We start from the raw sequence: 21,432 nt of genomic DNA on the forward strand, positions 1-21,432 counted from the left end.
CTCCAGTTATTCTGACGGTGCTCGGCGGCGCTCTAACCGGTCTACTTTGACATGGGCTGGTCCCCGGAAGACAAGGGTCACGGTTCCGTTGTCACGGACCCGGCTGACTTCCATTTCGATCTCGTTCCTCCCTTCGTTGATAAGAATGCGCTCGCCTTTGGTGCGCTCAAGGAACAGGGTGCTTGTTTTACTCATCGGTACCTCTACTTGCTGTAGCACTTATCGAATCCACCTTCGGCTTTCAGCACGAGCGTGCCGTTGTCGGCCCAGGAGGGGATGCGGGACATGAATTCTTTCATCTTGGCGAAGATCTCTGCTGCGTGCTCCGAGAGACCAATAGCGAGGATTTCATCGTGGACGGTCAGCACGACGCGGGCGAGGGCGCCGTAGCGATCCCTGTTCTTCAGGAGCCAGCGGTTGATGTCGAGCATGTTCATGGCGATGACGATACGGGCGAGGGCCTGGATGATGTTCTCCATCAGCTTGCCGCCGTACAGGTTGGTGATGAACTCCCCATTCCAGTAGGAGAATTGGATGCGCCCGCGTTCGTCCTCACTGGCTTTCAGGCCGGGGTAGTTAAGGTACATGCCGTTGGGGAGCTTGATGCGCTTGTGCTGGATGCGCAGGCATCCCCATTGGGTTTCTTCGCCTGGCTTGAGAGTGATCATCTCTCCGATGGCCTGCTGTGCGCGCTCCCACCCCTCGGTGATCTTGCTATATCCCCCGCGGTACTGGTTCCAAACGATATCCATGCACTGTTCGAGCGGTAGGTTGATCCGTCCTTTGGAACCTACATAGAGCGTGCGTTGCAGCTTCGGCGCCCCGGTCTGGTACCCCAATCCCAGGATGCAGGTCTTGGACACGAATCGCTGGTCAGGGTGTTCCTCGGCAGTGATGGGGTAACCGAAGACCTGCTCTCCGAACTCGCAGTAGAGGTCGCGCGTAGGGTCGGCGAAGACCTCCAGCATTTTGTGCTCCTGGTTGAACCAGGCGTTCATCCTGCCTTCGATGTTTGACTGGTCAGCTACGACGATCATATAACCGTCCGGCGCCATGATTGACTTTCGGTGCTCTGACCCCCGCTGGAGGTTTTGAGGGTTAGAGTTCCCGGTGACCGCTATTCGCCCGTTGTGGCGGTAGAGGAAATAGCCGGTTGTTGTGGTCGGGCAGTAGACTGGTCCGTGATAGTGGGCCTCTTCGCTTACATTGGAAGGCTCAAGGTGTGCCGTGTTTGTGGTCTTAATGTTGAGCGCAGATAAGAGCGTGCGACCACCGTTATTGGGCCTGTCGTAGTGTATGGAGGGCGTGTACCCGGATAGCGCTGCAGCTGTCGATAGCCAGGTTATGTTGTCATTATCGACTGAATAGTAAACCCAGCTTTTTTTGCGGGAATGAGAATCCCAATATCGCGTCTCCTCTACTAGCGCAGTTCTGGCTTCGGCGGTCAGCTGGAGTACCCAGGGGCCGAAGCCTTTACCATTATTGGATTTAGCGAGTACACCCTGTATCCAGGCTGTGTCTTGGAAAAGTATGGTGAATATTGAGTAGCCGTTGCTGAGGTTTTTTCGTGAGAACTGTATACCGGCAGCGTTGAGTATTTCTTCGGCTCGTTGAATCTTCCGTACTTTCTTCAGGCCGACGCTAGTAATCCCCGTCATGAAGCACCCGTCTGCCTGCACCATAGCAAGGACGCGGGCCTGCTCGGGGTGAATGGGAGCGTATCACAGGGGGTAAAGGTAGCAGTGGTCGGGATCTTGCGTGACCCCTTGAGGGTAATAAAGTGGCTAGCTTCTGGGGCCGCTGTAATTCTGTCTCGCGTCGTGCGGGGTAGAGTCGCGATCCGGTGGTTTGGAGTGAACCTCCCGCTAACCGAACTGTGGGAAAAACTGACCAACGGCCCTTGGTAGATGGATTTGTTCCAGGAAGGTATCTCCCATTTGGCGGCGAGAGTGTCACTCACGACGAGTATTGGGAGCCCCTCGGCTTCGGGGACAGGGACCCACCCCGCAGGTGTGAGGACTTCGTGGTCAGGTGTTACGCATTTGTTTGTCCCACCCCAACGACCCGTATGGCTGACATAGTAATTAAGGGGCATGGCCAGGCGGCCACCGTTGAGGCGCGCATGTTTGATCATGCGTTCGGCCCGACTCCTAGCGATGGTGGAGGCCACCCGGAGCCGGGCTTTCCAGATGTGCTGGTACTCGTTGTTCTCGCGGCAGAAATCGACAAAGGCCAATTCATCTTTGCCAAGGGCCGCTTTACGGTTGTCGGGGTTCTTGGCCGTGGGGGCGTCGATGATGGGGATATCAAGGCCCAAGTTGTCCTTCACCCAGGCGACAAATTTCTTCGGGCTGGCGAGCACGGAGCGGCTGACGCCGGATGCAGCGATGATGGCGTTGGTCTCGGTGTTGTATTCGTCGAGGAAGTCCAGAAGCCGTTGTTCGTCGATCTCCAGGACTGGGTGGATAAACGCTTGAAGCGTCAGATCGAGGAGTTCCATCTCATCGTCAGGGATCAGGGGCCAGAGGACCTTGAGGCAGGCGAACATGATATCGACATCGTTGTCGCAGTACCGGGCCATGCCGGCCTCTTGCTCGGGGTCCAGCTCATAAAGATTGGCGAAGGACTCCAGTTCTTTGCCCTTGCGGATGGTCTCGTCGTCGGGGTAGCACGAGACGCAGAGCGCCTCCAGGCTTGCTGAGCGCTGGTTCCATATCGCCTTGGACATGCGCTGGGTACACCAGTAGCGCGCTGCAGCGAGGCCGTAGAACCACGAGAGGATGGCTCCGTCGAACATGGCGTTGTGGGCGACCATGGTGTGGCCGTTCCCAGGGGTGAAAATCTCGTTGAGAACTTTCTCTAGTTCTGCGCTGGAGTACCACTTCGTGGGGCCATCGTCGATCTTGATGCTTCCCCCGAAGACCCTGAATCGCGGATCGAGGATATATTCCTCGTAGGTCAAGCTGCGGAGGCTGAATTTGTGGAGGATATGCCCCTTTTGTGCCCCTTTTCCGAAGGGTGTTTCAAAATCTAGGGACACGATGGACATGCGCTGTTTCCTATAGGCCGGTTTGCCAGTATAGGTGTTACCTATACCTCATCACTAATGGAAAATACCCCTTTCTCGGGTGTCAGCAGTAGAGCGGCGTGTGGGAGGGGTCGGATCGGGTGTTTACCCAGGGTCTGGCGAGCAGCTCGGCTGGACGGGTACCAGGATGGGTCAGGGTGTAGACCACGGGGTCGTTTGCGACTCTCCTGATCTCGATGACGTTGTCACGCATCAGGATGTTCATCTCCGCAGAGACTTGGGCGCGGTGTACTCCAGTCCCGGTTTCGAGAGCATCTAATGTGGCTCCCCCGCCGTTTTCAGCCAGGAAGTCCAGTAGGAGGGCGCGCCTGTTGTCGGCCGAGCTACTTCTTCGCATGGGAGAACATGCTTGGGTTGTACGGAGGTGTGATGCGTGAATCTTTGCCGACGCCCTGAGCGACGGCGGTGATGACCCCGCCACGGGCCAGGAACGCTGCTATGTCGGCGTCGAGTCGGGCGCGGTCAGTTATTACAGTTTGGGGTGGGTTGTGGCCTATGCTCATGGGGGTCTCCGTGAGGGCATGATGTGTGTCGAAATGAGGGCGGTATGTAGTCAGGATGTCGTGAGCGAGGCGGCCGATTTGGTCGGCGCGGCTATAGCAGCGATCGAGTTGGATGGTGGCGCAGGCTGCTGTGCGGATCTGGGAGAGGGCGTCTTCGACAAATGACTGGAATTGGGCTGGGGTCATGGTGTCCATAATAGGTAATACCTATATTCTAGTCAAGAAGTAAGGAGCTGCTGGGGCAGCTCCTGCGGCTCATTTGAAGAAATTTCCGTTGTCAGCGATGATGTCGTTGTGGTGTCCTTCTTCCCAATAGGCGTCGTCTTCATGCCATTCATCTGGGCGCAAGTGTAGCGGTGTATTTACAGTCCACCGCGTCCCAAACCCCGTCTCGACGTGGGAGGCCGTGTTTAGGAGGGAAGGGAAGTCGTCGTCTTCATCTGTTACGCCCTTACCCGCAAGGCCGGTATTCCACGGCTTCCCTGGACTGGAGGCGCTGGTTTTGGGCTGGCGGGCGTTGCCATAGTAGTCGATCCCGTGTGTGGCTCCGCTATAGAGGCTGTTTGGGTAGCCGTAGCCGTTGTAGGGGTAGATGTCCTGCTCGACAACGTTCTTGGCGAGGATCTCGTCCAGGCCCTCCAGAGGGTTGGTGGTGAAGGGGTAATAGACCCCGGTTGTTACGCAGGTGAATGCGACCCCGTGTTCCCGGTAATAGACATCAACCTTTGACGCGCCTTTCTTGTTCATAATGCCGCGGATCATGACTGGGTTAGACTCTAAGTGTTTTTGGATCATTTCCTCGTCCTGGCCGGAAGGGGAGACGCCCATATCCACGTGGCTGTGGTACCAGCCGATGAGCTTACCGGGGTCTTTGCCCTCGTCCATCAGCTTGAAGGCCAGCTCGTTGAGGCCCTGGGGGTCGATCTCGGTGGTGGTGGCGTGGACCTCCTGCTTGGGCACGAAGATCTCGGTGATCAGGAAGTGGTCGGCGCCATCACTGTCGGGTTCCAGCATCTCGGCATAACACATCCAACCCACCTCATCGTCGCAGGCTGCGATGATGTATCGCATTTGGAGTTCGACCTCCGGGGTGTAGGACACGCGAGGCGGTTGGGGGCCGGATTTCGGTGCCCCCTGGATTTCGGTGCGGGTAGCTGTCATCGCCGCCGTCGAGACCTTGTATTTGAAGGTGGGGGCTGGTGTGGTCGGTTTTGGTAAGGACCGGATGGGTGAAGGGGTTGTTCCTGGCTTACGCTGCTGTTGAGTAGTCACGGGGGTTCTCCATATTGACGATGAGGGGTTTCAGGAACAGGCTGATTTCGTATTCCACGGCGTTTCGGTCGGTAAGTAGGTTGATGAGCTGCCACACTGCCAGGTTGGCGATAACAGAGGCGGTAGGTCCCACCGAGATGCTGGAGCCGCAGACCGTGGTCTCGGTGCGCTCGTCAGTGGGTAGGGTCGCAGCCCAGTACATCAGCTGTTTTTTGTTGAGGCAGTTGATCGTGAAGATGTTGCCGTAGGACGACGCCATCCGGGTTTCGATCAGGCCGATGGTAGCGGACTGTACGCCGACCGGAGGGAAGAGAGCGCCGTAGATGTCGCGGCGGCTGGCCATACTGTCTGTGAGCAGGAGAACGATCCCAGGCATAGACTCGAAGGTTGTGTTGTCCTGGTCCACTTTTCGCGGGACGAAGGCCATACCCTCCGGGGGTTCTTTCCCTGTCTTGCGCGTGTAGTAGTCCCGTAGCGCATGGACCTTCGGCTTGCCAATGTCGTCGTGCAGGTAGATCTGGTTGGCCAGGTTGTGGGCCTCGACGTTGTCGAAGTCGTAGACCGTGATGTCGGTCATACCCAGCTCCACCAAGGCGAGCCAGATGCGGGAGCCGGTCGCGCCGGCCCCGATTATGTGAATAGGGACTTTGACTTTGGTCGGGTCGAAAATCGACTGGTGTCGGATGATTGAGAGGTCTGCCATGTCACGCTCCTGTGTGGCGAAGTTCTATTAAGGGTTCTGGATCTGAAGGGGTGCGAGGACGTGGAACTCGATGTCATCGTGATAGTAGTGCTCGGCTTCGTCCTCGTCGTAGTCCGTGTCGCGGACCTTGCCGCGGCAGATAAACGTGGGCCACGAGGTACTGTCATCGGTGAAAAGTTCGAGAACGTCCCCTTCCTCGAAGCAACCGGCGTCCTCCAGCAGGGTGTAGGTATCCCCCTCTGTTACGGCGTGCTGTGGTCTGCCAGCCATTGGGTAGGGACGTTCATCGTTCCGTGCGCGCTCGCGGGCGATTTCTAGGTACACCTGATGGGTCAGCGGGGCTATCGCATCCCAAGGGATGCTGGCGTCGTTGCCTGTATCGTCATTATAGAAGGTAGGGGTGTCTCCCTGGGCGGGATCTTCTGCGAGGCGCACCGTGTCCCCAACGTCCCAGCCTGCTCCGTTGTCGGAGATCGCGACTTGGTAGATGTAGTCTTCGACAGCGAAATCTGGCATCTCTGTGAAAGGTCGAAGGAAAGGGACTGCCTCTGGAACTTGGGCTGGAGCTGGCCGGTTTTGAGCGGTGGTGATGAGTTTAGGGTTGAGATCGTCGAAGGAGAGACAGTGTTCCTCGTGATCGCTTCCGTCGCTGAAGAAAGGGCATGTGCTGCCGTCGTCTCTGATTAGGGTCACGATGGCCCCCGCGGGGGGAGCATCCGGGTCTCCTGTCCGTACTTCAAACACGTCGCCTACTGTTACATCGTGTTGTGGTCGACCATTGTAGGGGCGCCGTGTCTCGGAGGTGATGCGGTCGAAAGCTAGTCCGACGTATTCGTCATGGGTCAAAGGTGCGAACCGGCGGAAGAAGGCGTTAGCTGTCGAACCATCTGAGAGGCGTCTAAACTCAGGCGTGTCGGTGTCATAATCACCAGAAAGCTCCACCCAGTCCCCTATTTGCCAGCCTTGGTAGGGTCCGTTGACAAGCCGGAACACGTGTCCAACTCGTACCCCTTGGGGCCGGCCTGTCAGGCAGGGGTTGTCTGGTTCTGTCTCTGGTTCTGCGGCGGTGATGGGGGCGAGGGCGTCCCAAGAGATGGCGTAATGGCTCTGCGTTGGAGTGTTGAAGTAGGGGCAGTAGGATCGGTCGTCACGTGACAATGTGACGATGGTGCCTACAGCTATTCCGGCACCCCCTCTGATTACTTGGAACATATCACCAACGGCAACAGGGTGTTCGGGGCGGCCGCCGGAGGGATAAGGACTGCGTTCGGGTTCGGAGTACGGCGTCAGGTAGCGGAAAGCCATGCAGACTTCCCGCCCTTCTTGGGTGCGGAAAAAGGGGCAGGTAGAGGTGTCGTCGCGCCGCAGGGTGAGGATCGTACCCGCCGATAACCCCCCTTCGTCAGCGACCATACGGAACTGCTCACCTACGGGGACTGGGTAGGGGGGCCTGGAGCCGTCGGCGAACGGACTGACGGTGGGCGGGGCGACTGTGGGCGCTACCGGTGCTGGTGCTGGTGCCGGTGCCGGAGCAGAGGGGCGCCTACGCTCGTGGGCTTGGCAGCGCTCTGCGGTAAGCTGAGGACTGCTGTCAACTAGCACGCCCGAATCGTCAGGTGACCATGGATCGGGGGCGGGGTCGTCTCCTTGGTAATGCTCGCAGTCGTGCCCCTCGCCCCAGCGGATGGCATAGCGGCCCGCGGAATCTTCGGAGTCGAACTGAGCGAGGAACATGATGTACATCTCGATGACGCCAGCATAGTCGCCGGCGTGCTCCAGCTCGGTGATAGTTGGCCCGAAGTCACCCAGGCAGGGTTCTGTATCAGAGATCCAGTGAGGGTGGATCAGTTCGCGATCATCGTAGGCTTCGTACCTGTGCCCCAGAACAGAGTCAATGTCCAGTTTGGCCCTGGCGGGGTTGAGCCGGAAGTCGAGCACTAAGGGCTCGATGAGGATGTCATCTTTCCTATACTCATTGTCGCTGCGTGCGTCGCTGGCGTAGATCTCGTTGGTATAGATCCGTAGATAGGTGAGATCGTTTTCGGGGGTGACGCGGGCGAGCGCCTGCTCCACACCTGTCATTCGACCAACGTCATTAACCAATTTTTCCAAGTCAATTGTCCTTTTGCCGGTGGAGTTGAACTCCGCTAGGCCGCGCTCGAATTGGAGCTTGTTCAGTTGTTCCTCGCAGGCGGCCAAGTTTCTGGTGTACTGTGGGATGCGGCGCTTGTAGCTCCTCCAGGTGTCGCGGATACTGACCAGCGTGGTTTTGGGGGCATTCAAGATTGCGTTGATGGTCGCGGGGTGGCGATGGCCGAGCTGTTCCAACAGTTGGATGGGCTGTCGACCTCCGGTTACTGCTGAGTAGAAGCGGGCGAGCATCTGGGCGTTGGTGCGGCAAGCGATGTGGTCTGCGAGAGCGTGGTACGTGGGGCGTGCGGCCAGGTATTCTCGAATCGCCTGCTCCTTGCGGGAGATGGACGAGAGGCGGGCGGATTCTGTGGTTTGTTGGTCGTTGCGGAGGGAGTCGATTGTGTTGTTCAGGTCTTGAAGGGCCTGGTTTATCAAGGTCTGCGTGAAGCTAGCCATTGTGTATTCCTCTACATGACTGGGCGGAGAAGTGAGTGCGGGCACTCGAATATGGCCCGTGCCGGCGTGAACCGGCACGGGGAGTCTCTCAGGTGGTGCTGGGTGCTACTTCGGGTGCTAGCTGTTGCCCTTGGCACCAACTGACAAAGCAACGCGCTGGCCGTCGCGCAGCGGGGTGTCCAGTGTCGCGTTGGAAACACCGTCGACCTGGATCGCGTAGCCTTCGGAAGACTGGCTAGCCGCGTCCAATGCGTCGCGAACGGTGGCACCGTCGTTCAGTGCAACTTCTTTTACGGTGCCGGGTACTACTACTACTTTAATGGAGATCATACTGTGTATCCTTTTGGGTTGTGGTGTGGCGAAGGTTACCCACTCGGGTGCCACGAATCCGAATGGGGTTTGAATAGGTAACACCTATATTTGCGCTCAAATAGTAGGCGAGCCGAAGCGGGCAGTGATGTAGTTCAGCGCTCTTTGGCGCTCTTCCCGCGAGGTTATCGGGTAGAAATTCTCCACGACCTGAGCCAAGCAATGGATCATGTCCAGTTCGATGTCGTGGGTAGCCATCGGCGTGTCGAGTGTCAATTGTCCTTTGTCCTCCTCCACGGTGTCTTCGGCGGGGGCGGGTGGTACCAAGGACATCACTGGGCCTTGGTAGTTGATGCGCTGCTTCTCCTCTCTCATCCAACCTTTGAGTGTTTCGAGGGTGGTTTCCCGTAGCGTCGTGGCTTCCCCGCTGAACACTTTGGCGACGCGCTGGTAGCCAGTCTCGTGGACGATCCGTGAGATCGGGATCTTCTGCTCTTCGCAGAAGCGGCGGAACTCCCGTACCACTCCGGCTACTGCTGGGCGGCAATTGCGGCCTGGGTTGGCGGCGATGCGTGCTGTTCTCATGCTGTTGTCTCCACGTTATTTTGCCTGTTGAGCCATTCGATCAGTTCGTGCTTCCCTGTAGGGATTTCGACCGGGGTGACGCCGATCATCGTGAAACCTTCTTTCTGGAGATGGGAGTGCTCCCTTAGTGCGTGTTTCTGGTTGGCGTAGTATTCATCGATCTGGGTGTTGGTCTCCTCGTTTATGTAGCGCAGGCGGTGGCACTGCATCAGCGTGGCTCCATGCAGGTGGTGTCGTAGTTTCCGCGATAGTCAGGCCAGCCCAGGTCGGTGTGCTCCCGCCCGAGGCGCACCATCTCGCAGTAGTGTTTCTGTTCCTCGGCGACGGTCTGTACGTCAGGGGTGGTTACTATCCCTAGAATACCTACGCATGCCAGGCAGATGATCGCTGTTGTCGTTGCTTTTTCCATAGCGTTCACTCTCTTGAAATCGGTGCCGGCGAATTCATTGGTCTTGAGGTACCCCACCGGCAGGGACCACTTTGCTCTCGGATAGGTGGCTTGCAGAGCCAGCAGTGACCCTGGTTAGAAGGCCAAGGACTTGGGTCTGGTTGCAAGCCGTGATCGTTTGGGTTAACCGGTTCAGAGCGCCCTGTTGGGGGTTGTATCGTTGGGGACCAACCCATCGTTGGCTCCTGTCGCCGGCGCCTTCTCGTGCGTGTCCAGGATCTTGACCAGCGCGTCCATGTTGTCGCGGTGGCGCTGCTGTTGGGCCAGGATGTAGGTTGAGGTGATACCTACATCTTTCAGCTTGTCGATGGCTTCCTTTTGCGCTTCGATGTAGCGGATCAGGGTCTCGGGGCTCAGGTCAGTGGCCCGCTGTCCGTTGACGAGGGTCACTTGTTCGATGGTTACTGTAGTGGTCATGGGTGCTTCCTTAGTGGTTAGTGCGTGTATGACCTCGTCCCGGGTAATGCTGGGTATCGAGGGGATGCGGTTGAGTGCGTAAGTCGCCATAGCCGTTTTGCCTGCGCGCCTGCCGCTGGACAGGGAGCGCCACATGCGGGAGCGGGCTTGGTGTTCGGGGTCAGTTGTGTAAAAGGTGGCGCCCCAGATGCTCTTTGGACACTGGGTGATGCCATTTTCCTGGTGGTTCCACTCGGCCGGGGTCATTTCCTGCCAGAGGTCGCAATCCCCCTCCGGGTTCGACCCGCGCCCCTGGGTGTCCTTAATTAATGTTTGCCCTTTTGGCATCTTGTAAATCTTGCCGGCAACGAAGTCGCGGATACTGTTTTCTTTGAGCCGCTTGAAGTAGCGATCCCTGCCTTCTTCTTCTTGCTTGCCCCACTCGGCCTTAGTTACTTCTTCCCAGTATTTTGCGTTGCGGGGAGCGAGGGGTGCTACTTTGTTTCCGACGGCATCCCGGAATGTGGTTGCCCCTTTTAGGACTCTGTAGATTGAACCGTGGACAAGGGCATATACTTCACTATTTCCGATCCGTTTGAAGTAGCGATCGCCGCCGTCGGCTTCTTGCGCATCCCACTCGGCCTTGGTCACTTCTTCCCAAGGATTTTCACCAGGGCTCCAGCTCCCATCGGGGGTTGATTTCAACCCAGTGGTGCCTATAAGGCATTGCTCCCCGCCTGGTAGTTTGTATATTTTGCTCACAGTGAATTCCCGGGCGGAGGCGTTGCTGACCCGGGTCCGCTTAAAGTAGCGATCGTCACTTGCCTCGGGTCCTTTGACCTGGGTCCAGCGTGGGGAGTCTTTCCACCCCCTGGTATAGCTCTGCCCTTGTTCGTCTACGGTCTTTATTCCCCTGGTGTTGGGGTTGTCGTTGAAGACATAAACTTTGCCCTGGATAAACCTGGATGGGTTGTCGGATTTATTGTATCGGAAGTAATATTTCACGCTCCCTCCTTGAGATCAGCGAAGCCCGTGAGTTGGTATTGGTCGGTCCAGGTCGCGCGACAGTCGCCACAGGACATGGGTTGGGAAGCATGAGGACTATCGACGTCGACCGAACCCCCCTGTAAGTCGTTGGAGCCGCAGGTTGGGCAGTGCTCTCCTTCTTTCTCGAGGTACTGTGTTTGCGCCGCTTCTTGGATGAACAAGTTCAAATGCCGCACGCCTTCTTCGTAGTGGTCGACGGTGCATATCAACTTCTTGATGTCCTCCAGTCTTTGGATGTCGATCATTGCTGTTCGTCCCTTATGTCGTAGCACCCTTCGCAGAGCGGCCCTTCGTCGTTGTGGTGGATCTCGTCTTCTTCGCAGCGGCCGGTGGGCTCGTCACAGTCGAGGCAGAGTTGTACCGCGGTCATGCTCGAACCGCTGCAAATACTTGTTCGAGGGTGGCTTCGTTTACCCTAACGGCGTTGACCAGGTGCATCCGTGCTCGCCTGCCATGGTTTGATCGTTGCCATGCCTCGACGCTCGACATTTCTGTATCGTGGAACGATTGGAGTGAGAGCAGCACGGCGTCGTAGCGGTCGAGTGCCTCCTGTAGTTGTTTTCTTTGTTGTTCGCCGAGCTTGGTGTAGTAGTCGCTGGGTATCGTATAGTTGAGTTCGTCTGCTGAGCAGTTGATGCCTTTTTCGCGTAGGTGGCGCAGGAGGTCTTCTGGGAGAATGCCACCTACGATGCAGCGGCTAGTCGAGCTGTCGGATGAATAGAAACAACCAGTGGAGTCTCGTGCGCAGGTGCCTTGCTTCTCAAGGCGTGCGAGTGCTTCCTCGGCCACCTGCTTATCGGTCCAGCCGGCGTTGTACATGTCGACGATCGTTTCTTCGCTCATTACTTCTGTTCCCACCAGTAGAGGCGGCCTTGTGCCGTGTAGGGCTGCATGGCGACCAAGCCGATCGGGCCTAGACACCAGAGCGTCAGGGCCGCCAGGGTGTCTGCTACTCGATGCGCCCTGGCAAAGCGGTAGGTTCCTATGCTCTGGAACGTGGCGTAGGCGTATCCGGCAGCCAAGTATCCGCAGTAGGCCCAGAGGGCGATGAGTGCTGCTATGAGAAAAAACATATGTGGTCCTTGTGGTTAAATGGTGCCGGTGCCGACGGGACGCTGCCCGGTCAGGGCCGCCCAGCTCACTGGGAACAGTGTCTGGATGATGGCATCCCACTGCTTGGCCAGGTCCTGGATCTCCTTCTGCGCGTGAGAGTCGATGCGCTGCTTGTAAGCACGGGCCCAGGCTGCCAGTGAGCCGGTGACGTAGTAGCTGGTGTACATGGATTGGGGCAGGACCATACGGGCCTGCTCCGGTGCTACGTCCCACTCCAGGAGTTTGTTGTAATTAAACTCCGCGTCTTCCATCCAGCGATCGAACCAGTGTTCTACAGGGTGGTGCTCGGGCTCACCATAGGGGTTGACGAATTCTTTAATGGTGCGGTCTCCGCTACCCTGCTTGATGCTGGCATCGGGGCGGGCACGCCATACGTCAGGCGAGAAGAACTCTGGAGTATCGTCGACATAGCGCCGGCTGACCTCGTTGTACGTGAAGCCCACCATGTGCTTGAAGCGCTGACGTGCCACGAAGATCGGGATGGTTTCCCGCATGGTAATCATCGGGTGACTGAACGGTGTCCAGTGGCCGTTGCGGGCCAGGTAGCTGATGAGCCGGGCATCCTCTTCCTTCAGAATGCCAGTAGGGAGGCCATGCCCGTCCGGGGAGTTTTCGTCGGTGGCCCAGTCACTCTCCTTGTCGAAGGAGACTCGTGCGGCATTGACGACCCGGAGGTCGTCGCCCATGTGGTCGATATAATCAGCTTTCATCGTAGAGTTTCCTTTTCCCTTTCGTGGGTGGTCATGGGTCGCTCGGATACTGGCAACAGCTGTTCGTGCTGGCACCGCCATCTGCGTTGTATCCCTGAGCATAGATAGTTCAGGGTCTCCTCGTAGAAAGGGTTGCGGGCGTGCTCCTCGAAGTCCTCTTTGATTTCGCCGTAGATCCAGCCCCCGCACTCTTTGCTGATCCAGCTGCGGACGACCAGGCAGTGGGCACAGGTCTTGTGGGTGTTGATCTTGCCCTCGAACAGGAGTCCTTCGTTCAGGTACACTTCTCCTTTGCCAATTGTCCTGTGACACTCGGCGCAGACGTGTTCTTTTCTGGCGCGCTGTTGCTTCTCGTGGAGCACGGTGCAGCGTTCGTCGGCGTCGTCGATCATGCACATGGTGTGTTGCCCTCTATCTGTGTTGCTTTGAGTTTGACTTCGACGCAGCTCGTACAGGCTGTGCCGATGACCCTCCAACGGTAAGGAGTGCCTTTAGGCTTTACGGCTTTCCGCACCAGGTATCGTTCGGAAAGGAGCGCCGTGGGCGTTTGGCAGTAGTAGCAGTTCATTCTGCTTCGGGCACTGGTTCGTTGAGCAGCGCTTCGTAGTCCGGTATCGAGAGCCACGCGATTGGGTTCGCTACTGTTTCCCAGTTGCTGTATTGCAGAAACCACCAGGCTGGGATGTGGCCCCCGTCGAAGTATTCGTTTTCGCCGCCCCAAACGATCACGTGAGGGCCATCATCTGCGTAATCTAGTCCTTCGGCATGTGCTCCGTAAGTGGTGAGGAGGCCACTATCGAGGACGTATATATCCGCATCGTGCCGGCACAACCCGACGATGGGTCTGTCTTTCGGGGCGGTGGACATTGGTTGCCAACCCGGGACTGTGCTCCTTGTCTGGGATTGGAGTAGCTGGCCTTTTAACCAGTTGATCTCTTGGTCGCGCCATGCGAGTTCCGCTGCGATGGCTGACGTGGAGTGCAGGTTCTCGACGACCATGGCCATGAGGTGGTTCATGTACAGGTGTCCGAGGCTGCGAATGTCTCGGCCTGCGTAGAGTTTCAGGGTCATGAGGTGCTCCTCGGGGCTACCGGGTAGGGCCGCCATGCTTTGGGGGCTTCCTTGTCTGTCTCGTAGCAGTCTTGGCTGTCGTTCCATCGAGCGTTATGCCACTCGGTGCCGTCGCCAAAGCGGAAGCATTCGCGTATCCCGCGAGGGTTGAAGTCATCGCAGATCCAGTTGGGGTGCCAGCCGATGACAGGCTCGCCCTCTGGCGGCAGTTTTTCGTGGATGTAGGACCACTCTGCGGCTACCACATCTGCTGCTGCCCGTAGGCGCTTCGCGTATCTGATGTTCATGTCGAACGTAGTGTGGGCGCTGACTACATAATTGGCGGCGTCATCGAGCAGTTGTTCGAGGTCGGATGTCATACTCCTGGCTCCTGGGCCGCGCGTCTTTTGATTTCGGCGTAGGTTCGTGGGTTTACGTACACGGTTATCCCATCCCTCATCATCTCTGTGTCTGCTATGCAGTTCTTCCATCCGGTGATTCGGGCGACCATTTGCTTTCTGGGGCCAAACCGGCGCTTGGCTTTGCGAAGCTCGCGGGTTATTACCGGGGCGTCGGGGACTACCTTCACTACGAGTCCGGCGAACATTACGAAGGGGCTATACACCGTGGGATGCCTCATAAATGGCCCGCACCTTCTCGGCCTCTTCCATCAGGCAGTGGTCGTCCAGCCAGCGCGCTACGTCTTCTGCTTCCTCGGCGTATGTCTTCGTGCGGAGTAGTGACTCCAGCTCCGTGACACGGGTCTTGAGTCGCTTGATTTCTTCGTCGCCCTTGTTCATGAGCCAAATTAGAGCGCCAAGTTCGAGATCGTCTGGTATTTCTCCGCCGTCTCGGTGGTAGGCAGCTTCCAGCATCTCTGCCGTCCCACGCAATTGTGCTTCAATGTCTTTTTTCATCGTGTTAACCCTACTTCGTCCAGAGCGCCTCAACAGGCCAACCTTTGGCTACCCACCTTTTTGCAACTTCTCGGTCGTATGTAGTGGCTGATCGGTCGGTCAGATAGTCTTCGGTGCGCCACGCTGCCGGCTCACTTTTCGCGCTACCTTTTCGCAGGTGCTCGGGCCATCCGAGTGACAACACATTGGTTTTTACGACCATGGAGATGACGTCGCCTTCGGTAAACCAGATCTGCGCGTGTTGCCCACCCGCCGGGGGCTGTGCGGCTAGCACCAGCGTCCCGTGCAGGTCGTGGTGGTCCTGCAAGGACGAAGGCTGGTTGATCCACATCCGTTTCACACCGCTTTCCTATTCCTCATCAGCCAGGCGAAGAAGCCTTCACTCGCCGGAGCCGTGGGCTTGTTGCGGTGCTTCGCCTTGGCCTCGCTGCGCTGCGCCTTACGCTCTTTCAGGCTCAGTCCCTGGTGCTGCTTGAATGGACGCCAGGGCTTCGGCGCGTGGCTTCCGGTCGGCAAGGTGCCGCTGCGTTTGCCGCGGGCGTGCTGTCGGGGCATGAATATGTTTTCGTTTGTCATTATGCTTTCCTTTTCCTTGAGTAGGCGACCCACTCATCGAGCATGGCGGCCAAGAACTCACACAGGTCTCTGCGGTTCTCGCCGTAGGTCTCTTGCCATTTGTCGATGCCGTTGTAGTGGAAGGCGACGCCAGCATCGGCTCGCGGGTGCGGGGCAGGGAAGTCGGGGTTGCCGCTGTAGAGGGGCCAATGGTGCATCAGGGCCGTTACTACCGTGCTGCTGTCTGGGCCGAAGCGGTGCTGCAGGTGGTGGCATATCCCCCAAATGTTTCTTCCCCATAGGAAGACACACTCAGGGCCGGTGTCGCTGTCCGCCCACTCACGCAAGGTTTCAGCGACCTCTTCGCACCAGATTCTCTCCATCTTGCGTCTGTGGGTTGTCACGCTGCGTCCTCCATGAACAACCCTTCGGGCTCGGACAGGATGATCTTCTGGATTTCGGTGAAGGTCATGCCAGAGTCGTTCCGTAGCGCGAGGCTTGTCCGGTCTCGCCCGTTCTCGGCCCCGAAGTAGTAGCGTCCGGAAGCGCCCTTGAGGCCCAACCACGCCTGCACGACGCGGAAGGGGCCGGCGAGTTTGTCGTCACCGAATTTGCCGGATTCGCCGGGTCTTCGGGGGAGGCGGTTGCCTGTCTCGCGCTCGTAAAGCACACAGGCCACGCCCAAGCAGCACAGGCCGTCCTTCTCGGAGCCCAGCGTATTTCTCCCTTGTTTGAAGTTGGGCAGCTCTTTGGCCCACATTTTCGCGTTCTCGTTCACGAGCGGGTCTCCTCGTACAGTTGACGCAGGTCCTCTTCACTGAATCCTGTGTCAGTGGTCAGTTGTTTGATGGCCCTGGTGTTGTTGTCGTGAAAACGCTGGAGGGCTTTGAGTATGGGGAGGTAGTGTTTGAGCGAGTTTGTCACTTTGGGTAGCAAGTGGTATTCGCTCAACCTGTCAGCTAAATTACCGACGGACCAGTGCAGCTCTTTCTTGTGGATAGCCATCAATGCGTAGTCGGGGAGCAGCAGACCGACGGCACAGCGGTTCGGGTGGTCGAGGGAGGAGTAGACGCAACCGCTGCCGTTTGCGTTCATCGCGCGAGTGCCTTGTTTTTTCAGGAGCGTGAGCGCGTGTCCTGCGACCTTTGACGCGGGCCAGTTGTCGGCGTGCATTTGTACGATGTCCATCACTTGCTCCTGTAAGTGCCCCGCTGCATCAGCGAGGAAGTGACGATATAGGTAACACCTATACCGCGTCAATAGGTAATACCTATATTTCTGTTTGAGGCTCCGTCCAGAGATGTGCCCTGGCCCGGGGGTGGCGTAGCCGCCCTGGCGCTGGGGCCTGGCCGGCTGCCGCTCCTGGCGCCGGGCCGGGGCGGAGTGGAAACGAGAAAAAGCCCCCCGTGAGGGGGCAGTGTTGCTAGCTGCGGCGACCGCGCAGGGCTGCGAGGATCGAGGCGCTACCCTCGGCTTTCTGCTCCTGCTTACGAGCCTCGTCCTTCTCCATCAGGCTGGCGGCCTCCTCGAAGCTGAACGCCTCGACCCACACGGTGGGCGACACCTGCTGCGAGTACAACGGCAGCGGGAAGGGGCGGTTGGTGCCGCTCTCCGCGACCTGCGCGTGGTAGAACAGGATGCTGAACACGTTGTGCAGCTTGTCCAGCTCCTCCAGCTGCTCGGCGAACGAGGGCGTCTCGTCGTCCCACGGCATGTCCTGCTGCGCAGCCCAGTCGGCCACGGACAGCTCAAGGCCGTCGACCCCGCGGCTGGCGCCTGTGCTCCGTGCCACCAGATTGTGCTGGTCGAGCTGGCAGCGGCGAGCGGTGTACCACACGTTGCGTGTGCATTGCTTCAGGATCGCCTTGAGGTGCGGCTGGCACAGCGTCGGCTTGGCCGCGGGGCACAAGTTGATGACGATCTCATCCAGCGGGATGCCTGCCAGATAAGAATCGACCACTGCCCGTTGAACTTCGTCGAGGTTGGCCCACCCGGACATGGTCTCGAAGGCCTTGGAGACCATGAAGCGCAGGGCTTCGGTTTCCACGATCTCGATGTCGTGCGTGGCTGCTTTGGCTTCTTGCGGGCTCGGCTGTGGGGGGTAGACCAGCGTGTCGATTTCGCTGAAGTTGTTTACTGCTTGAGTTGCTGCGTTCATGGTGGATCTCCTTTACCGCTGTGCGGTTGGTTGTTGAGCGTAATTGCTCACGGGATAGCACCCCCATTTCTGAGGGGTAGGGGTCAGGCCGCTTGTTGCTTGGCCTTGGTCAGGTACCAGTGGCCGTTGTCTTGTTCAAGGGCCAGTGGCTCACCGACGATCTTGATGACCGCGGCGATGTCGTGCGCTGTCGTCTCACCGGGCACGAAACAGGTGCCGTGTGTGGTGATCTGGTTGGCGGCGTTTACGTGAAAGTGGTTACCACCCATGGTTACATCTCCATCCAGTGACAGGTTGAGTGAAGGCCAGCGCTGTGGCCGTCCGAGGCGTACTCCAGCAGCAGGCTGTCGCCGCGTGGATCTGCCTCGGGCTGTTGGCACCGGCTACTGCCAGCGTTCAGTAGAGAGACGCACGCGGGCTCTGAGTAGGTGTCCTCGCCGAAGATCTCCTGCATGATCTCGTCCATTTCGTATGACATGTGTTGCTCCTTCGTTTACAGGCGGGATGCCTGTTCACGAGCCAACACCCCCCATTGCTGGAGGGTGTGTGGTTAGGGGGTGATGCGGACCAGCGCGGCAACGCTCCCGAACTGGTTGACGCTGGCCCTTTTCCCTGTGTCCTTGACCACGCCGGCCGCAGTGAGGGCTTCGAGGATGCCAGTGTTCTCGCTCCACGTTTTGATCCACGTGTGCTCGTGCGGGCAGCGCACCTCGGGGATGTTCACCGATGCTGTGGCGATCGGAGAGCCGTCGCTGGCGTCTACCAGCTGGAGGGCCGCGCGACCGTTGTTATAGGCCGCTTGACGGAGGACGCAGTTGAAGTTCAGGAATGTGATCATGGGTTGTGCTCCTATGTTCAGGGACGGTTGCCCTGTGCATGGGATAACACCCCCATTATTGGAGGGCTGAGGTTACTCGGTCGTTGACGGTTGCCAGAAGCCGGGCGCAGTCTCCGTGTACGACATCAGATCGAGGTACTGGGCCACTTGCCGCTCGCCGATGTTGTAGGGGCGTGAACGGTTGAGCAGGCTGTCAGTGATGAAGGAGGCGTTGGCGGCAATTGCTCGCTTAATCTCCTCGAAGTCAGGCTCTTTGCGGCCGCCCCGGTTGCCCTCGACGGATATGAAGACCACATCCCTGTCGGTGTAGTCGCCGCAGTTGGCTCGCTCTCCCCATGCCTTGCGGTATTTCTCGGTGGAGGAGCGAGATGACCCCTGACCTATGAACTTGGTCGCTTGGTCGGATTTGATCTGGTCCTTGGCGGTGTATGGGCCAGTGACTGGTAGGATGACGCGCATGGTGTGTTCCTTCTCGCAGGGAATTCTGCACAAGATAACACCCCCATTGCTGAGGGGTTGGTGTTGGGGGGTTGGTGTTAGAACTCAATCCAAGGGATGCTGTGCTCCTTGAGCCACGCGGTGAGTGGAGCGTAGGTGTAGCCCCATCGGTTGGCGCGGATGACGAAGTTCTCGGGTGAGCCATTGTCTTCGACCCACCAGTCCATGCCGGGGACTTGCACACAGGTCGCTGTCCGCTGCAGCCAGTGTAGGTAGCCCGGGCTTGCTTCCCCCTGCGCTACCTGTTCCCGGGCCACTTCGATGTCGCTGGGGTCACCGTTTGGGATGTCTTTGGTGGAGATGCCAGCTTTGGTGGCCAGTATGCGGTGGAATGCTATGTCTAAGCCCATGATGTGCTCCTTGATGAGCGGAATTGCTCACGAGGCAATACCCCCATTATCGGAGGGCTGAGGTTACGCTGCGGCCTGGAAACCCCACTGTTCTTCCTGGTCTTGAAGAATCAGGGTGGTGCGTACCGTGTTGAAGTGCTGGATAGCCTCCTCCTCAGTGGTGAAGAGGGTGTGGCTGCGCAGGGCCATGCCGTCTCTACCTACCCTGTCGTAGGTCTGCATGGAGGTGGAGCCGCCCCCCTTGTGGCTGTAGGAGGTGACCACCTGTATGTGGCGGTGGAAGCCGGTATAGTGGCAGACTGTTTTTATGTTCATGAGGATACTCCTGTGGCCTGTGGCGGCACGAGGCCGTTCCCGGGGAGGTTGACACTTGCCCTGTGTCCTTTGCCCTACACTGTATCTAGGGTGTGTCAGGGTTTGAGTACGAGGTGTTTGTCGGAACCGGTTCTCTCCCCTCTTCCGGGCGCACACCGCTTCCCACCAATCGCTATACATACCAAGGTGATGGCGCTTGCCCCCTGAGCTGATGTAGGTCTGCCATTGTTGCCGGTTTGCGATCCATGACATCCCCTTGAGGGTGCGCATGCTCGCGGAGGTGTTGTGCCGCATGTCAGTTGTCCTTTGTCGGAGGTCGGTTGACGGTTGGATGCGATACTGACGCCCACGGAGGGGTCTCCCGGTGAGCGAAATTGCTCACGAGACAATACCCCCATTAGGGGTCAATTGACGGTTGTCAAGTGTTAATTGTCGAGGGCCGAGGGACTGTTGACGTTGTTGACGTTTTGTTGACGTTTTTTTTGAGCAAACGTAACACCGTAGACCCGCATGTACACTGGGCTGGAGGGGTGGTTTTTGGCAGTGTTGACGTTGTTGACGTTTCTGCCGGTTAACTGGTAAATGAGACACTCGATTTTAAAAGTGTTGGATTCTGTGCTTTCTGACCTTTAACGTCAACATGTCAACAAAACACTGTTATATCCTGTAAACCCAGCAACCGCGTGCCCTCCAGCTGTTGACGTTTCAGAAAAACAAACGTAACACATGTAACACCTTTGCCCGTTTGTGACGCCCTCTGTCCCCCGTCCCCCAAACTTGCACACAGGTCAAAGGTCACTGCAACCGAGCCAAGGGCCAAAAGGTAATATTCACAACCTTTTTCACCCGACCCTTTCTGTCCCTGTATGTCCCTCTAACAAGGACCAAGGACACGCGACGTATGCCTGTTGACAAGCGACATTACCCACAACACAACACCCCCATGCCTTGTGATGCCTCACCTGGCACAGGGCACCTGACCCAGGACACAGGCCACCTGGCGTGGACGGAGGGCTGCTGACCCGAATCCCGGTAGGGGGTGGCTGCCTGTGGCACGTGACCTGTGACCTGTGCCACAGGACGCCTGACAGCGTGCGTTGGCTTGCTACTGGGCGCGATGTGCGGGGAACTTTGTCGGGGGTCCCTGCGGCTTTCGGAAGTCGCTTGAGAGTGGACGCTTGTCGGGGGACAGGGGACCTGCGACGCGGGGACCCGTATAACGACACAGGCACCTGTCCACTGACATTTGTCCCCTGCAAAAAATTCTGCGCTAAAAAATTATTCGCAGGGGTGCCTTATCGCGAGGTAGCCAGCAATGGCTTCTTCTGGGGAGTATTTGCCCTCGGGGTCGAGCCTGGGCAGTGCGTACCGGATCTCTTCCTCCAGGGAGTCGCCTGTAACACCAGCGTCTGCCGAGGCACACCAACGAACGCCGGCAGTGGCGGCGATCACCCCTGGATAAACCCGGACATAAAGCCTGGGTTGGCGGGGTCGTTGTCGTACTGGAGGAACTCGACGAATTCCTTTGTAGTGAGTTCTTCACCAAAGGACAAAGGACACGTGACCAGGAGCAGGGCACAGAGGGCAGCAGAGCCCCTATTCACAGGGGAATTCACGCTGGAGCAGGTTCAGGACTCCCTCGCTATGAGGTAGGGGGAGGAGGTCTGGGTGGAGGGAGATCCGAGAACGTACTAACGCTGACAGCTCAGTCAGGTCAAATGTTTCGGAGCACCAGAACGTATTCCGCGAACCGAAAGCAGCACCCATAACATACCCGTAGCTAAAGCTATCCACGTCAATGGAAGGCTCGGATTTTATTAACTGTACGAACTCGCCGGTAGTAGGTGCTCCAAAGGACAAAGGGCAAAGGACCAGAAACAAGGCAAAAAGGGCAGCGCGCATAGAGGGTAACTCCTTGGATTTTCTGCACTATACCTTGTTTCGCTGGTGGCTGCCAAAGCGATAGGAGTATAGGTATTACCTATATT

Annotated in this window: 35 protein-coding genes; all 35 read right to left on the reverse strand. The window is 57.9% G+C overall.

All coding sequences use genetic code 11. The annotated features are described in order from the left end of the window. Positions 1 to 6: 6 nt before the first annotated feature. Positions 7 to 195, reverse strand: coding sequence for a carbon storage regulator (locus tag G3T16_RS23245; protein ID WP_163496552.1), 189 nt, complete (start codon positions 193 to 195; stop codon positions 7 to 9). An 8-nt stretch (positions 196 to 203) separates the two neighbouring features. After that, on the reverse strand, positions 204 to 1,682 hold the full coding sequence (locus G3T16_RS22635; RefSeq protein WP_332102843.1) for a DNA polymerase: 1,479 nt from the start codon (positions 1,680 to 1,682) through the stop codon (positions 204 to 206). Further along, positions 1,655 to 3,049 carry a 3'-5' exonuclease family protein gene (locus G3T16_RS18715; protein ID WP_163496554.1) on the reverse strand — a complete coding sequence of 465 codons (1,395 nt, stop codon included), beginning with the start codon at positions 3,047 to 3,049 and terminating at the stop codon, positions 1,655 to 1,657. Before G3T16_RS18715 ends, G3T16_RS22635 begins: the two co-directional genes overlap by 28 nt. 82 nt (positions 3,050 to 3,131) lie before the next feature. After that, entirely contained in the window at positions 3,132 to 3,281 is a 150-nt protein-coding gene (locus G3T16_RS18720) for a hypothetical protein (protein ID WP_163496555.1), read from the reverse strand. A gap of 130 nt (positions 3,282 to 3,411) precedes the next feature. Beyond that, positions 3,412 to 3,786 carry a hypothetical protein gene (locus G3T16_RS18725; RefSeq protein ID WP_163496556.1) on the reverse strand — a complete coding sequence of 125 codons (375 nt, stop codon included), beginning with the start codon at positions 3,784 to 3,786 and terminating at the stop codon, positions 3,412 to 3,414. Between the two features lie 60 nt (positions 3,787 to 3,846). Next, complete coding sequence (locus G3T16_RS18730) at positions 3,847 to 4,863, reverse strand: MPN domain-containing protein (protein ID WP_163496557.1); 1,017 nt, start codon at positions 4,861 to 4,863, stop codon at positions 3,847 to 3,849. Then, positions 4,841 to 5,566 (reverse strand): ThiF family adenylyltransferase, encoded by a 726-nt coding sequence (locus tag G3T16_RS18735; protein ID WP_163496558.1) that lies wholly within the window; start codon positions 5,564 to 5,566, stop codon positions 4,841 to 4,843. Before G3T16_RS18735 ends, G3T16_RS18730 begins: the two co-directional genes overlap by 23 nt. Before the next feature lie 27 nt (positions 5,567 to 5,593). After that, entirely contained in the window at positions 5,594 to 8,155 is a 2,562-nt protein-coding gene (locus G3T16_RS18740; protein WP_163496559.1) for a hypothetical protein, read from the reverse strand. Between the two features lie 117 nt (positions 8,156 to 8,272). Then, a complete protein-coding gene (locus tag G3T16_RS18745; RefSeq protein WP_163496560.1) occupies positions 8,273 to 8,485 on the reverse strand; it encodes a MoaD/ThiS family protein in 213 nt (70 codons plus the stop codon). 96 nt (positions 8,486 to 8,581) lie between these two features. Beyond that, entirely contained in the window at positions 8,582 to 9,049 is a 468-nt protein-coding gene (locus G3T16_RS18750) for a hypothetical protein (RefSeq protein WP_163496561.1), read from the reverse strand. Next, positions 9,046 to 9,258 (reverse strand): hypothetical protein, encoded by a 213-nt coding sequence (locus G3T16_RS18755; protein ID WP_163496562.1) that lies wholly within the window; start codon positions 9,256 to 9,258, stop codon positions 9,046 to 9,048. Before G3T16_RS18755 ends, G3T16_RS18750 begins: the two co-directional genes overlap by 4 nt. Then, entirely contained in the window at positions 9,258 to 9,458 is a 201-nt protein-coding gene (locus G3T16_RS18760; RefSeq protein WP_163496563.1) for a hypothetical protein, read from the reverse strand. The genes G3T16_RS18755 and G3T16_RS18760 overlap by 1 nt, the downstream gene beginning before the upstream one ends. Positions 9,459 to 9,629: 171 nt before the next feature. Beyond that, a complete protein-coding gene (locus G3T16_RS18765) occupies positions 9,630 to 10,898 on the reverse strand; it encodes a hypothetical protein (protein ID WP_163496564.1) in 1,269 nt (422 codons plus the stop codon). Next, the gene (locus tag G3T16_RS18770) at positions 10,895 to 11,185 is read right to left on the reverse strand and encodes a hypothetical protein (protein WP_163496565.1); all 291 of its coding nucleotides are present in this window, start codon (positions 11,183 to 11,185) and stop codon (positions 10,895 to 10,897) included. The genes G3T16_RS18765 and G3T16_RS18770 overlap by 4 nt, the downstream gene beginning before the upstream one ends. Beyond that, the gene (locus tag G3T16_RS22640) at positions 11,182 to 11,310 is read right to left on the reverse strand and encodes a hypothetical protein (RefSeq protein ID WP_269473245.1); all 129 of its coding nucleotides are present in this window, start codon (positions 11,308 to 11,310) and stop codon (positions 11,182 to 11,184) included. The genes G3T16_RS18770 and G3T16_RS22640 overlap by 4 nt, the downstream gene beginning before the upstream one ends. Continuing rightward, positions 11,307 to 11,783, reverse strand: coding sequence for a hypothetical protein (locus G3T16_RS18775; protein WP_163496566.1), 477 nt, complete (start codon positions 11,781 to 11,783; stop codon positions 11,307 to 11,309). The genes G3T16_RS22640 and G3T16_RS18775 overlap by 4 nt, the downstream gene beginning before the upstream one ends. Further along, a complete protein-coding gene (locus G3T16_RS18780; RefSeq protein ID WP_163496567.1) occupies positions 11,783 to 12,013 on the reverse strand; it encodes a hypothetical protein in 231 nt (76 codons plus the stop codon). Before G3T16_RS18780 ends, G3T16_RS18775 begins: the two co-directional genes overlap by 1 nt. Positions 12,014 to 12,028: 15 nt before the next feature. After that, the gene (gene thyX, locus G3T16_RS18785) at positions 12,029 to 12,763 is read right to left on the reverse strand and encodes an FAD-dependent thymidylate synthase (RefSeq protein ID WP_163496568.1); all 735 of its coding nucleotides are present in this window, start codon (positions 12,761 to 12,763) and stop codon (positions 12,029 to 12,031) included. Next, the gene (locus G3T16_RS18790; RefSeq protein ID WP_163496569.1) at positions 12,760 to 13,161 is read right to left on the reverse strand and encodes a hypothetical protein; all 402 of its coding nucleotides are present in this window, start codon (positions 13,159 to 13,161) and stop codon (positions 12,760 to 12,762) included. The genes thyX and G3T16_RS18790 overlap by 4 nt, the downstream gene beginning before the upstream one ends. Positions 13,162 to 13,327: 166 nt before the next feature. Beyond that, the gene (locus G3T16_RS21345; protein ID WP_197911751.1) at positions 13,328 to 13,834 is read right to left on the reverse strand and encodes a hypothetical protein; all 507 of its coding nucleotides are present in this window, start codon (positions 13,832 to 13,834) and stop codon (positions 13,328 to 13,330) included. Further along, positions 13,831 to 14,193, reverse strand: a complete 363-nt coding sequence (locus tag G3T16_RS18800) for a hypothetical protein (RefSeq protein ID WP_163496570.1) — start codon at positions 14,191 to 14,193, stop codon at positions 13,831 to 13,833. Before G3T16_RS18800 ends, G3T16_RS21345 begins: the two co-directional genes overlap by 4 nt. Before the next feature lie 237 nt (positions 14,194 to 14,430). Then, complete coding sequence (locus tag G3T16_RS18805) at positions 14,431 to 14,730, reverse strand: hypothetical protein (RefSeq protein ID WP_163496571.1); 300 nt, start codon at positions 14,728 to 14,730, stop codon at positions 14,431 to 14,433. 10 nt (positions 14,731 to 14,740) lie between these two features. Then, positions 14,741 to 15,061, reverse strand: a complete 321-nt coding sequence (locus tag G3T16_RS18810) for a hypothetical protein (RefSeq protein ID WP_163496572.1) — start codon at positions 15,059 to 15,061, stop codon at positions 14,741 to 14,743. Between the two features lie 5 nt (positions 15,062 to 15,066). After that, on the reverse strand, positions 15,067 to 15,306 hold the full coding sequence (locus G3T16_RS18815; RefSeq protein WP_163496573.1) for a hypothetical protein: 240 nt from the start codon (positions 15,304 to 15,306) through the stop codon (positions 15,067 to 15,069). Then, a complete protein-coding gene (locus G3T16_RS18820; RefSeq protein ID WP_163496574.1) occupies positions 15,306 to 15,689 on the reverse strand; it encodes a hypothetical protein in 384 nt (127 codons plus the stop codon). The genes G3T16_RS18815 and G3T16_RS18820 overlap by 1 nt, the downstream gene beginning before the upstream one ends. Continuing rightward, entirely contained in the window at positions 15,686 to 16,063 is a 378-nt protein-coding gene (locus tag G3T16_RS18825; protein WP_163496575.1) for a hypothetical protein, read from the reverse strand. Before G3T16_RS18825 ends, G3T16_RS18820 begins: the two co-directional genes overlap by 4 nt. Beyond that, a complete protein-coding gene (locus tag G3T16_RS18830) occupies positions 16,060 to 16,473 on the reverse strand; it encodes a hypothetical protein (RefSeq protein ID WP_163496576.1) in 414 nt (137 codons plus the stop codon). Before G3T16_RS18830 ends, G3T16_RS18825 begins: the two co-directional genes overlap by 4 nt. A 235-nt stretch (positions 16,474 to 16,708) precedes the next feature. Beyond that, positions 16,709 to 17,443 carry a hypothetical protein gene (locus G3T16_RS18835; protein WP_163496577.1) on the reverse strand — a complete coding sequence of 245 codons (735 nt, stop codon included), beginning with the start codon at positions 17,441 to 17,443 and terminating at the stop codon, positions 16,709 to 16,711. Between the two features lie 83 nt (positions 17,444 to 17,526). Then, the gene (locus tag G3T16_RS18840; protein WP_163496578.1) at positions 17,527 to 17,712 is read right to left on the reverse strand and encodes a hypothetical protein; all 186 of its coding nucleotides are present in this window, start codon (positions 17,710 to 17,712) and stop codon (positions 17,527 to 17,529) included. Between the two features lie 2 nt (positions 17,713 to 17,714). Continuing rightward, positions 17,715 to 17,921: a hypothetical protein gene (locus G3T16_RS18845; protein WP_163496579.1), complete on the reverse strand. Its 207-nt coding sequence runs from the start codon at positions 17,919 to 17,921 to the stop codon at positions 17,715 to 17,717. 72 nt (positions 17,922 to 17,993) lie between these two features. Further along, positions 17,994 to 18,281, reverse strand: a complete 288-nt coding sequence (locus tag G3T16_RS18850; protein ID WP_163496580.1) for a hypothetical protein — start codon at positions 18,279 to 18,281, stop codon at positions 17,994 to 17,996. 72 nt (positions 18,282 to 18,353) lie between these two features. Then, positions 18,354 to 18,740 (reverse strand): hypothetical protein, encoded by a 387-nt coding sequence (locus G3T16_RS18855; protein ID WP_163496581.1) that lies wholly within the window; start codon positions 18,738 to 18,740, stop codon positions 18,354 to 18,356. Between the two features lie 77 nt (positions 18,741 to 18,817). Then, complete coding sequence (locus G3T16_RS18860) at positions 18,818 to 19,129, reverse strand: hypothetical protein (RefSeq protein ID WP_163496582.1); 312 nt, start codon at positions 19,127 to 19,129, stop codon at positions 18,818 to 18,820. Positions 19,130 to 19,192: 63 nt separating this feature from the next. Then, the gene (locus G3T16_RS18865; protein ID WP_163496583.1) at positions 19,193 to 19,444 is read right to left on the reverse strand and encodes a hypothetical protein; all 252 of its coding nucleotides are present in this window, start codon (positions 19,442 to 19,444) and stop codon (positions 19,193 to 19,195) included. 1,596 nt (positions 19,445 to 21,040) lie between these two features. Continuing rightward, positions 21,041 to 21,346 carry a Rap1a/Tai family immunity protein gene (locus tag G3T16_RS23250; RefSeq protein ID WP_408610715.1) on the reverse strand — a complete coding sequence of 102 codons (306 nt, stop codon included), beginning with the start codon at positions 21,344 to 21,346 and terminating at the stop codon, positions 21,041 to 21,043. Positions 21,347 to 21,432: the final 86 nt, after the last annotated feature.

Source organism: Kineobactrum salinum (assembly GCF_010669285.1).
GTDB classification, from domain to species: domain Bacteria; phylum Pseudomonadota; class Gammaproteobacteria; order Pseudomonadales; family Halieaceae; genus Kineobactrum; species Kineobactrum salinum.